The sequence below is a fragment of the Pseudonocardia lacus genome (assembly GCF_018531445.1).
Taxonomy (GTDB): Bacteria; Actinomycetota; Actinomycetes; order Mycobacteriales; family Pseudonocardiaceae; genus Pseudonocardia; species Pseudonocardia lacus.
On the sequence record NZ_JAHDTH010000247.1, the window covers coordinates 1 to 10,543 of the forward strand.

Consider the following 10,543-nt stretch of genomic DNA (forward strand, 5'->3'; position numbering starts at 1 on the left):
GGCGGCCCCCCCCGGCCCCCCCCCCACCGCCGCCGACCACCCCGACGCGTCGTCGACCCGCCTCGCCACGTGGGCGGGCATGCGCCAGGATCGCGGCGTGGACCCGTCACCGCCGAAGAAGGCCCAGCCGGACGACCGCATCAGCCGGGCCACCGTGGCCTCCTCGTTCGACCAGGACGCGGCCGCCTACGACCGCCTCGTGGCCGCCAACCCCGGCTACCACGAGCACCTGCGCATGTCGGCGCGGCGCATGGGCATCCCGAACCGCGGCTCCGGCATGCACCTGCTCGACCTGGGCTGCGGCACCGGCGCCTCCACGGAGGCGCTGCTCGCCGCCGCCCCGGACGCGCGGATCACCGCGGTGGACGCCTCGAAGGAGATGCTGGCCCAGGCCGCCACCAAGACCTGGCCGCCCACGGTGCGGTTCGTCCACGCCGACGCCGAGGACCTCGCCGCCGCCGGCATCACCGGCGAGCACGACGGCATCCTCGCCGCCTACCTGCTGCGCAACCTCGTCGATCGCGACGCCGCCCTGCGCACCTTCCGCGACCTGCTGCGCCCCGGCGCCCCGCTGGCCCTGCACGAGTACTCGGTCAAGGACTCGCCGCGCAGCCGCGCGGTGTGGACGGCCGTCTGCTGGGCGATCATCATCCCGATGGGCAGGCTGCGCACCGGCTCCGGCGCGCTCTACCGCTACCTGTGGCGCAGCGTGCTCGACTTCGACGGCGTGCGCGGGCTGACCGAGCGCATGCGCGCGGCCGGGTTCGAGGACATCAAGGTGCAGACGTTCCCCGGGTGGCAGCAGGAGATCGTGCACACGTTCCTGGGGCGCAAGCCCGGCGGCACCGACGTCGTCGACCCGGCCCTGACGGTGGCGCCGACGCCGCCGGAGGGGATCGACATCACGAAACCGTAGGGCCTCCGGCTTTGTGGTGAGGTCGAAGCGGGCCGGTCGAGCGCGCGGGCGCCCTCCTCGGGGCGAGTCGATCAGGTGGTTCGGGGTCCTCGCAGACCTGGCGGTGTGGTCGCAGCCCGCCGGCGGGCTGCGACGACCTAGCCGGTGCTGCGACACCTACCCTGCGCTGCGAGGACACCCCCTCGGGCGCTGCGAGGACGCCCACCCGGCGCTGCGACACCCACCTCGTGCTGCGAGGACGCCCCGCCCGCCCCGCCCAGCCGTGAAGCTGGCCGCGGAGCGGCCATTCCACCCCCCGGAAGCCCCTGCTTGATCAGAGGCCGCCCTCCGCGTAGGAGCCCGCCGGAGGCCCCTCAATAGCCCGCCGCAGGCGCCGCCGGAGGCCCCCTCAAAGCGCCAAAGGCGCAGGACGACGAAATCCCCGGACGTCCCGATCAGCCCGGGATAGGCTCCCCCCGTGCACCGGACGTTCCCGATCACCCCGCCGCCCCGCTGATCGCGGGGTCCCCTGGTCGCGCGCCCGCTGCCGCAGCGGTGCGCGTCGTCGTGCACCGGTCCTCCTGACCCGCCCACCGGGCGTCCCCGCTTCCGCGACCCCTTCCCTTCGTCGCAGGAGCGTTCTTCGACATGCCGTTTCTCGTACTGGCCGGTGTCCTGTGGGGCACCGGAGGGCTGCTGGGCAGCCTGCTCGCCGAGCGGACCGGGTTGTCCGCGCTCGCCGTCGCCGGGTACCGCCTCGCCGGGGGCGGGGTGGTCCTGGTCGGGCTGCTCGTGCTGTCCGGGCGGTGGCCACGGGGGCCGCGCGCCTGGCGGCGGATCGCCGCGATCGGTGCGCTCGCCGCGGTCTTCCAGGCCGCCTACTTCACGGCCGTCTCGCTGACCTCGGTCAGCTTGGCGACCCTGGTGACCATCGGCAGCGCGCCGGTGATCGTGCTGCTGGTCGACCGGGCCGGGGGGTGGACGATGGCCGGGGCCGTCGGGCTGGCCGTGCTCGGGATCGTGCTGCTGGTCGGGCTGCCCGGCGACGGGCTCGACCCGGCCACGGCGCTGCTCGGTTCGGTCGCCGCCGTGGTGGCCGGCGCCGGGTTCGCGGCCATGACACTGCTCGCCGCCCGGCCGGTGCCGGGGCTGGACGCCGCGCTGACCACCGGGCCGGCGTTCGTGCTCGGGGGAGCGGCGCTGCTCGGACCGCTGGCCGCGGTCGACGCCGGCGCGGTGGCGTTCGTCGCGGAGCCGGGGGCGCTGGCCCTGCTGGTCGCCTTCGCGGTGCTGCCGACGGCGGCCGCGTACACCGCCTTCTTCCGCGGGCTGGCCAGTAGTTCGGCCTCCGTCGGCGCCGTGACGGCCCTGCTGGAGCCGCTCACCGCCGCGGGGCTGGCCGCGGTCGTGCTCGGCGAGCGGCTCGGCGTCGCCGGGACGGTCGGCGCGGTGCTGGTCGGGGCGGCGGTCGTGCTGGCCGGGCGTCAGGAACGGGCGCGCAGCGCGTAGCGGCGCTCGGCGTAGTCGAGGTCGTCGCGCCACAGCCGGGCCGCGGCCACCCGCATCAGCGGGCGGACCAGCGGCCCGGCCGTGCGCGCCTTCGCGAAGCCCGGACGGTCGGAGTGGGCCACCACGGCCTCGATCACGGCGGTGCGCGGCACCCCGTCGGGGCCCGGTCGCAGCGGGGTGGCGTGGGTCTCGACGACGCTGCCGGTGCCCTCGCCGTCGACGATCCGCATGGTGATGGTGCGCGCGTCCGGGCAGCTGAACTCGGCGACCACCGGCACGCCGTACCGCTTGCCCAGGGTGAACGTCACCTCGACCAGGAACCGGTCCTCGGCGGGCGGGCAGTCGACGGCGGGCGCGCTCAGCACCCGCAGGGCGGTGAACGAGTACGGGTGGAACCAGGCGCCGTGCCAGGGGTCGAGCCGGTTGGCGACGACGTCGTCGGGCTCGCAGCGGCCGATCACCGTGGCCACCGCGTCCAGCCCGGGCAGCGGCGGGCGCGGCCCGATCACCGGCGCGTCGGTGGGCTCGCCGTCGACCGGGTCGCCGGTGCCGTCGAGGCGCACCCAGGCCAGCACGCCGTCGTCGTGGGCGGGCAGGGTGCGCCAGCCCGGCCGCCCGGACGCGCCCAGCGCGAGCCCGTGCCAGCGGCAGACCAGCCGCCCCTCGTGCACCGGGGCGTCGCACAGCGCCGCGCCCAGGTGCGGGCAGGCGCCCGGCCCGACGCGCAGTGCGCCGTCGGTGTCGCGCCAGGCCACCAGCTCGCGCCCGGCCACGACCCGGCCGAACGCCTTGCCCGGGCGCACCTCGCGGCTGGCGGCCAGCACGTACCAGCCACCGGTGGTGCGGGCCCGGGCGCGGTTCAGCGCCGCCCGGATCAGCCCCGGCTTGGCGTCGGCCCAGGTCGGCTCCTGCTCGGCCCACCGCGGGCGGTGCAGCCTGCGCAGCGGGTTGGCCGGACGAGCCGTCGTGCGCACGTCGTTCACCGGGACAGGCTAGAACCGGGCCCGACCGACGGCGAGCGGGACTACAGCCACTGGTTGCGCCGGAAGACCCGGAACAGCGTGATGCAGATGGTCGCGATGACCAGCAGGACCGCCGGGTAGCCGTACTCCCAGTGCAGCTCGGGCATGAAGTCGAAGTTCATCCCGTAGATGCCGGCGATCATCGTGGGCACGGTGATGATGGCCGCGTAGGACGTGATGCGGCGCATGTCGTTGTTCTGCCGCATGGTCGTCTTGGCCAGCACCGCGTCGACCAGCGAGGTGAGCAGCTCGTTGAAGCCGGCGACGCGCTCGGTGACGGTGGAGAGGTGGTCGTCGACGTCGCGGAAGTACGAGCGGACCTCGTGCGGCACCAGCGAGCTGTAGCCCTCGGTCAGCTTGCGCAGCGGCCCGGCCAGCGGGGCGACCGCCCGGCGCAGCTCCAGCACCTCGCGCTTGTAGACGTAGATCTGCTCGGCGTCCATGACCGACCGCGGGGTGAACACCTCGCGCTCCATCTCGTCGATGTCGTCCTCGATGGCCTCGGTGACGTCGAGGTACTTGTCCACGACGTGGTCGGCCACGGCGTGCAGCACGGCGGCCGGGCCGAGCGCGAGCTGCTCGGGGTCGGCCTCCAGCTTGCGGCGGACGTTGGCCAGCGAGGAGTGCTCCCCGTGCCGGACCGTGATGACGAAGTCGGCGCCGACGAAGGCCATCAGCTCGCCGGTCTTGACGATCTCGTTCGCGGTGGTCGGCTGCGCGTGCCCGACGTAGCAGACCGGCTTGAGCACCATGAACAGCGTGTTGTCGTAGCGCTCCAGCTTGGGGCGCTGGTGGGCCTGCACGGCGTCCTCGACGGCCAGCTCGTGCAGGTCGAACACGTCGGCGATGCCGGTGATCTGCTCGGCGTCGGGCCGGTGCAGGCCGATCCAGACGAACCCTTCGCCGCGGCGGCGCACCTCGGCCAGCGCCGTGTCGTGCGACCAGCGGCCCGGGAGGCGCTTGCCGTCGATGTAGACGGCGCAGTCGACGACGGAGCGCGCGATCGGGACGCGCAGCTTCGGCAGCAGCGGCTCGGCCTTCGCGGCGCGGCGCACGGCGGCGGGGCGGATGGCGGGACGGATCGAGGACAGGGCGGACACGGTTCACCTCCGGGAACGGGACGCACGAGCTGCGCTCGTGACGAGGACTCGTAACTCGCGTCCCGATTGGGGTGGGCCGTCAGCAGGCCACCAGCTCGGGAACGCGGCGACTACTGCAACCGGGTGCACTCGGCACCGCGCTCACCTCCTGTCCTGTGGTCGGGACCACCATCCGGGCGGGTGGCCACGGGTTAGATTACCCCTCCGTTGGCCTATCGACGCGGGAGGCGGCAGCGTTGCAGTTCGGGCGGTACTTCGAGGAGTTCGAGGTCGGCGCGGTGTACAAGCACTGGCCCGGCAAAACGGTCACCGAGTACGACGACCACCTGTTCTGCCTCCTGACCATGAACCACCACCCACTCCACCTGGATGCCCACTTCGCGGAGGAGACAACCGAGTTCAAGCGCAACGTGGTGGTCGGCAACTACATCTACTCGCTGCTGCTGGGCATGTCCGTGCCCGACGTCTCCGGCAAGGCCATCGCCAACCTCGAGGTCGAGTCGCTGAAGCACACCAAGCCGACCTTCCACGGCGACACCATCTACGGCGAGACCGAGGTGCTGGACAAGACGCCGTCCAGGTCGAAGGACGACCGCGGGGTGGTCTACGTCGAGACCCGCGGCTACAAGCAGGACGGCACCGTCGTCTGCACGTTCCGGCGCAAGGTGATGGTGCCCAAGCGCTCCTACGGCGACGCCCGCGGCGGGGAGCAGCCGGGCCGCCCGGTGCCCGGCGCGTAGGCGCGGGAGGGGCCCGTCGTCGGGAGCGAGTGCCCGGGCCGCCTGCGTGATACTCCGGACGGGCGTCGAACCGGCCCAGCGGGATGTGACCTCGGTCACTCCGGCAGGACGCCCCACTGTTCGAGCGTGTCGAGCAGTTCGTCCACCAGTGGCAGGGCCCGTAACTCTGCGGCGTCGCACCAGCGGGCCGCCAGCGCGTCGTCGCCGGCCCGCAGCGTCCCGCCGACGACCGTGCAGCGGTAGTCGGCGATGGCGTAGTTGCCGCGGGTGACGCGGCCGACCAGCGCCCCGGGTTCGACCGCAAGGCCCGTCTCTTCGTGCATCTCCCGGACCAGTGCCTGATGGTCGGTTTCGCCGAGCTCCACTCGTCCGCCGGGCAACGACCACCGTCCGCGACCGGGCTCGTTCGCCCGCTGGACGAGCAACAGACGGTGCTGATCGTCGTGCACGACGCCACCCACGCAGGGGATGGTCGGACTACGTTGCGTCATCTGGGGGGAGCTGCTCCGGCCTCGGGTGCGGGATACCGCGCACGACGGGCGGCGGGTTACATTATGAGCGACCGTAACTCCCTCGGTTCAGAACGTCCCTCGGTTCAGAACGGTGGTCCTGGTGAACGTGAAGAAGATCGTTGGGCTGCTCGCGATAGCGTTGCTCATCTTCTTCGTCATCACCCAGCCCGGAGCGGCAGCCAACACGGTGGGGAACATCGGCGACACCCTGCGCAACGCAGCGGAGTCGTTCACGAGTTTCTTCACCGGCGTGCTCAACTAAGCCGACCGTGCTCGCGCCCCGCGAGATCGACGAGTACCTGCTCCCGACCGAGCGCAGGGTCATCCGGGTGCGGCAGCACTGGGCCGTGATGCTCAAGAACGTGCTGCAGACCGGGCTGTTCCTGCTGCTGATGGTGATCGCGGAGCGTTACATCCCGGACAGCTCCGAGTGCCTGGCGATCTCCGAGCGCAACGACGAGCTCCCGCTGAGCTGCGCCATCGTCGACAACCTCACCTTCTACCTCGCGCTGGTGGCGGTGCTGAGGTTCACGGTGATGACGATCCTGTGGTGGATCGAGCGCATCGTGATCACCGACAAGCGGGTCATGCTCGCCCAGGGGATCATCGTGCACAACGTCGGCATGATGCCGCTGGGCAAGGTCACCGACCTGACGTTCCAGCGCTCGCTCGGCGGTCGCATGCTCGGCTACGGCACGCTCGTCGTCGAGTCGGCCGGTCAGATCCAGGCGCTCAACCGGATCGACTACATGCCCCGCCCGGAGGAGGTCTACGAGGCCCTCTCCGAGCTGGTGTTCGGGGAGAAGGGCAAGACCCGGGCCACCGGCATGCTGGCCCGGCCGCGCTGGCGCAAGTGACGCGCAGGCTCCCGGGCACGGGTTAGCCTCGGGCGTGCCCGCCCCCCTCATCGACCTGCACACCCACTCGACGGCCTCCGACGGCACCGACAGCCCGGCCGGCCTGGTCGCCGCCGCGGCCGCGGCCGGCGTCGACGTCCTGGCCATCACCGACCACGACACCACCTCCGGGTGGGCCGAGGCGGTCGCCGCCCTGCCGGCCGGGATGCGGCTCGTGCGCGGAGCCGAGTTCTCCTGCACGAGCCCGACGGGCCGCGACGAGCGCGACGTGGGGGTGCACCTGCTCGGCTACCTGTTCGACCCCACGCACGCGGCCATCCACGCGGAGCAGTCGCGGCTGCGCGACGAGCGCGTGCAGCGGCTGCGGGCCATGACCGGGAAGATGGCGGCCGACGGCTACCCGGTCGACCCCGACGAGGTGCTGTCCCTGCTGCCCGAGGGCGCCAGCGCCGGCCGCCCGCACCTGGCCCGCGCGCTCGTCTCCGCGGGTGTGGTGACCTCGGTGAACGAGGCGTTCGCGACGCTGCTCTACACCGGCAGCCCGTACTACGCCCCCAAGGTCGACACCCCGGTCCGGGCCGCGATCGCGATGATCCGCGACGCCGGGGGCGTGCCGGTGTTCGCCCACCCGCTGGCCCGCAGGCGGGGCCGGGTGGTCGAGCTGTCGGTCCTGGAGGAGCTGGCGGCCGTCGGTCTCGGCGGCGTCGAGGTCGACCACCCCGATCACTCCCCGCAGGACCGCGAACTGCTGCGGGCCCTCGCCGCGGAACACGGCCTGATCACCACCGGCTCCAGCGACTACCACGGCACCAACAAGACGACCCCGGTCGCGGCCGAGCGCACCGCGGAGGACGCGCTGGACGCCATCGTCGAGCAGGCGAGCGGGACGGAGGTCGCCACCGGGCGGTGACCGGGGCCCGATACCGTGGGGCCGGTGGAAGGCGCGCAGCTCGGGTTCGAGTTCGAGACGACGCGCCTGGTCAAGCTCACCCCCGCGCGGCTGGCCACCTGGTCGGACTGCCCGCGCCGCTACCGCATGACCTACGTCGACAAGCCGCCCCCGCCGCGCGGCGGTGCCCGGGCCGCCAGCACCCTGGGTGCGGTCGTGCACCTGGCGCTGCGCGCACTGTTCGACCTGCCCGCCCCCCGGCGCACGCGCGAGGCCGCGGCCGGGCTGGTCGACCGCAACTGGTCGAGCGAGGGCTTCCGCGACGCCGCGCAGGCGGCGCAGTACCGCGAGCGGGCCCGCGGTTGGGTCGCCGACTACGCCGAGGGGCTCGACCCGGAGGACGAGCCGGTCGGTCGCGAGCAGTGGGTCTCGGTGTCCACCGAGCGGATCGTGGTCGAGGGCCGGGTGGACCGGATCGACCGCCGCGGCGCGGAACTGGTGGTCGTCGACTACAAGTCCGGCAGCCACGTCCCGACCGAGCGGGACGCCGCCGACTCGCCCGCCCTGGCCCTGTACGCGCTGGCCACCGAGCGCACCCTGCGCCGCCCCTGCACGCAGGTGGAGCTGCACCACCTGCCGTCGGGGGAGGTGCACGCCTGGCGCCACGACCGCGACTCCCTGCGCGCGCACCTGCGCCGCGCCGAGGAGGCGGCGGGGGAGTTCGCCGCGGCCACCGACGAGCTGGAGCGCGGCGGCGACCCGGACGTCCTGTTCCCGCCCCGCCCCGCGCCCCGATGCGGCTCCTGCGACATGCGCCGCAACTGCCCGGAGGGCCGCGCCGCCGCACCGGAGACGGTCCCGTGGTCGCACCTCGTGCCGTGACCGCGGGTCGGATCCTGCGCGGCCTGACCGGTGTGCTGGCCGGCGGGCTGGTCGCGCTGCTCGTCGCCCTCGTCGTCGCCTGGTACGTCTCCGGCACGCCGGGGCCGGGCACCGCCACGCTCGCCTGGCACGCGCTGGCCGCGGCGGTCGCGGTCGCCGCGCAGGTCTACGCCGACCGGCACCCCGGCGGGCGCGGTGCGGCGGCCGCGGTGGTCGTGCTGGCGACCGCCGTCGCGCTGCTGGTGTTCCAGTGGCTGGAGTGACGGTGCCCGGCGCGCCGAGCGGGGGAGCCTAGTGTCCCCGCACTAAAGGTCGAGGTCCTCGACGGCGGGCTCGTCGGCGAGTTCGGCGACGATGGCGTAGAGCTCGGCCGGGATCTTCCCGGCGAGCTCCTCGAGGGTGTCCGCGACCTCAAGGGTCGCCTCGGCCTGGGCGAAGGTCCAGCTGGACTCGTCGATGCCGAGCATCACGCGCCAGTTGGTCAGTTCCTTCACCCAGTTGCCCGGGTTGCCGCTCTCGGCCCACTCGGGGGAGCGGCTGATGTGCGCGGCGAACTTGCCGCTGCGGGTGCGGTACACGCGGTACTCCTCCTCCCGCGTCGAGGTGGAGCGACCGAGCTTGCCGAGCAGCACCCCGGAGAAGCGGACCTTGCGGCCCACCCCGACGCCGACCCGCACGGTCACCTCGTCGTAGCCCTCCACGCGGCCCTCTTCGGCCTCGACGTACCGCCGCAGCGCCGCGACGATCGCCGCCGAGGCACTGCCGCCCGCGAGCTCGGCGGCCCGCTTGAACAGCGGCATGTCCTCGTCGGAGACGTAGATCGTCTTGTTCGGCACCAGCACCTCCTGCACGGTGGAGACTATACGCATATGTGTACGTAGACGAGGACGGCCGAACGGGTGGCCCCGGCGCTCAGCCGGAGGGTCGCAACGCCACCAGTTCGTTCCCGCGCTGCTCTACCAGCACCTCACCGACCGCGTCCAGGCGGACCGGACCCAGCGGGTCGGCCCGCGGCACGCGCAGCGTCCGCACGGAGGAGCCGTCGACGGGGTCGATCTCGGCCAACCCGTCGGGCACCGGGACCAGCAGGCCGCCCCCGTAGGGCAGCGCCGTCCCGAGCGCGCCCACGACCGTCCACAGCGGGCGCAGCGTGGCCGCGTCGAGAGCGATGGTCCGCGAGCCGGTCCACCAGTAGCTGCGCTGCCCGTCGACCCGCACGGCCGCCACCCCGCCCGGCGGGTCCTGCGCCAGCTCCGATTCCGGGACGTCCAGACCGACCGCGTCGACCTGGGCGCCCTGGCGGTCGAACACCAGCAGGCGCGCCGGCCCCGGCAGGGAAACCGCGGCACGCTCCGGCGTCAGGGCGACCAGCACGGCCCCGGTGCCCGGCAGCGCCACCGAGAACTCCTCGGACGGCTTGTCGGCGCCGTCCGGGCCGTCGGGGGAGAGCACGGTGAGGCGGTCGCCGACCTCGCCGGGGCAGCGCTCGACGACTCCCAACCGCCCGGAGATGAGCGCCGTCGAGCCGTACCGGCAGCCCGGCCGGGGCTGGCGCTCGGGTTGGGCCGGCGCGCTGACCAGGCCGTACTCCAGCGTCTTGACCAGGTCGGAGCGCAGCACCTCGAGGTAGTCCGACCCCGTGCCGAGCACCGAGGAGCCCGCGGCCAGCAGCCGGGCGCCGGGGCGGGTGTCCGGGTTGGCGGCCGCGGCGCGGGCACCGGTGTCGGGGCGCAGCGCCGTGAGCTCGCTGCACCAGTCGGGGCCCTCGCGGTAGAGCGCCAGCACCCGCCCGACGCCCTCGTCGGCGCCCTCGAACCCGGCCGCGGCCGTGCACAGCGGCACGTCGCGGCTGTAGGTCCAGACGGCGGCGCCGGTGCGGGGGTCGTGGCCGGTGACGGTGGAGCCGTCGGCGCTGACCACGGCGTGCCGCGAGACGACCGGCCGCGGCGTCGCGCCGCTCGGCGCCCGCCAGGCCTCGGTGAACCCGCCCGGGACGCGGGCGGCCGGGGGCGGCTCCGGTGCGGCGTCGGCCGCGGGTGTGGACGTCGTGCCGGCGACCTCGCCGGTGCCCCACAGCACCGCCGCGGCGACCACCACGAGCACGACGAGAACCGCCGCGGCGACCAGGTCACCGCGG

General features: G+C 73.9%; 13 protein-coding genes. 8 read left to right on the forward strand and 5 right to left on the reverse strand.

Annotated elements, in window-relative coordinates; translation table 11 throughout:
• The first annotated feature begins 79 nt into the window (after positions 1-79).
• Together KIK08_RS33945 and KIK08_RS33950 are read left to right on the forward strand one after the other, a co-directional pair.
• Positions 80-916, forward strand: coding sequence for a class I SAM-dependent methyltransferase (locus KIK08_RS33945; RefSeq protein ID WP_214407422.1), 837 nt, complete (start codon positions 80-82; stop codon positions 914-916).
• A gap of 627 nt (positions 917-1,543) precedes the next feature.
• Positions 1,544-2,404, forward strand: coding sequence for a DMT family transporter (locus KIK08_RS33950; RefSeq protein ID WP_214407411.1), 861 nt, complete (start codon positions 1,544-1,546; stop codon positions 2,402-2,404).
• Here KIK08_RS33950 and KIK08_RS33955 read toward each other — a convergent pair.
• Positions 2,380-3,387: a DUF5914 domain-containing protein gene (locus tag KIK08_RS33955; RefSeq protein WP_214407412.1), complete on the reverse strand. Its 1,008-nt coding sequence runs from the start codon at positions 3,385-3,387 to the stop codon at positions 2,380-2,382. The two genes, KIK08_RS33950 and KIK08_RS33955, sit on opposite strands and share 25 nt — an antisense overlap.
• A 41-nt stretch (positions 3,388-3,428) precedes the next feature.
• On the reverse strand, positions 3,429-4,481 hold the full coding sequence (corA, locus tag KIK08_RS33960) for a magnesium/cobalt transporter CorA (RefSeq protein WP_408004775.1): 1,053 nt from the start codon (positions 4,479-4,481) through the stop codon (positions 3,429-3,431).
• A 281-nt stretch (positions 4,482-4,762) separates the two neighbouring features.
• On the opposite strand from corA, the gene KIK08_RS33965 reads away from it, so the two are divergent.
• The gene (locus KIK08_RS33965) at positions 4,763-5,266 is read left to right on the forward strand and encodes a MaoC family dehydratase (RefSeq protein ID WP_214407414.1); all 504 of its coding nucleotides are present in this window, start codon (positions 4,763-4,765) and stop codon (positions 5,264-5,266) included.
• A 95-nt stretch (positions 5,267-5,361) separates the two neighbouring features.
• Here KIK08_RS33965 and KIK08_RS33970 read toward each other — a convergent pair whose 3' ends face one another.
• Positions 5,362-5,757 (reverse strand): NUDIX hydrolase, encoded by a 396-nt coding sequence (locus KIK08_RS33970; RefSeq protein ID WP_214407415.1) that lies wholly within the window; start codon positions 5,755-5,757, stop codon positions 5,362-5,364.
• A 121-nt stretch (positions 5,758-5,878) separates the two neighbouring features.
• Here KIK08_RS33970 and KIK08_RS33975 point away from each other — a divergent pair, with 121 nt between their 5' ends.
• The 5 genes from KIK08_RS33975 to KIK08_RS33995 are packed head-to-tail and all read left to right on the forward strand — an operon-like array spanning position 5,879 to position 8,669.
• Positions 5,879-6,040, forward strand: coding sequence for a hypothetical protein (locus tag KIK08_RS33975; protein WP_214407423.1), 162 nt, complete (start codon positions 5,879-5,881; stop codon positions 6,038-6,040).
• A gap of 7 nt (positions 6,041-6,047) precedes the next feature.
• A complete protein-coding gene (locus KIK08_RS33980) occupies positions 6,048-6,635 on the forward strand; it encodes a PH domain-containing protein (RefSeq protein ID WP_214407416.1) in 588 nt (195 codons plus the stop codon).
• A gap of 34 nt (positions 6,636-6,669) precedes the next feature.
• A complete protein-coding gene (locus KIK08_RS33985; RefSeq protein WP_214407417.1) occupies positions 6,670-7,545 on the forward strand; it encodes a PHP domain-containing protein in 876 nt (291 codons plus the stop codon).
• 24 nt (positions 7,546-7,569) lie between these two features.
• Positions 7,570-8,406, forward strand: a complete 837-nt coding sequence (locus KIK08_RS33990; protein ID WP_214407418.1) for a RecB family exonuclease — start codon at positions 7,570-7,572, stop codon at positions 8,404-8,406.
• Positions 8,403-8,669 carry a hypothetical protein gene (locus KIK08_RS33995; protein ID WP_214407419.1) on the forward strand — a complete coding sequence of 89 codons (267 nt, stop codon included), beginning with the start codon at positions 8,403-8,405 and terminating at the stop codon, positions 8,667-8,669. The genes KIK08_RS33990 and KIK08_RS33995 overlap by 4 nt, the downstream gene beginning before the upstream one ends.
• A 42-nt stretch (positions 8,670-8,711) precedes the next feature.
• Here the strand turns inward: KIK08_RS33995 and KIK08_RS34000 are convergent, their stop codons facing one another.
• Positions 8,712-9,257 (reverse strand): EXLDI protein, encoded by a 546-nt coding sequence (locus tag KIK08_RS34000; RefSeq protein WP_214407420.1) that lies wholly within the window; start codon positions 9,255-9,257, stop codon positions 8,712-8,714.
• Positions 9,258-9,318: 61 nt separating this feature from the next.
• Positions 9,319-10,543 (reverse strand): Rv3212 family protein (locus KIK08_RS34005; RefSeq protein WP_214407421.1); only part of this gene is annotated, 1,225 nt, incomplete at its 5' end.

What these genes read in the sequence shown, in the direction of transcription:
- KIK08_RS33970 (WP_214407415.1), bottom strand. Translation starts at nt 5,757, where the DNA reads ATGACGCAACGTAGTCCGACCATCCCCTGCGTGGGTGGCGTCGTGCAC.
- KIK08_RS33950 (WP_214407411.1), top strand. Translation starts at nt 1,544, where the DNA reads ATGCCGTTTCTCGTACTGGCCGGTGTCCTGTGGGGCACCGGAGGGCTG.
- KIK08_RS33945 (WP_214407422.1), top strand. Translation starts at nt 80, where the DNA reads ATGCGCCAGGATCGCGGCGTGGACCCGTCACCGCCGAAGAAGGCCCAG.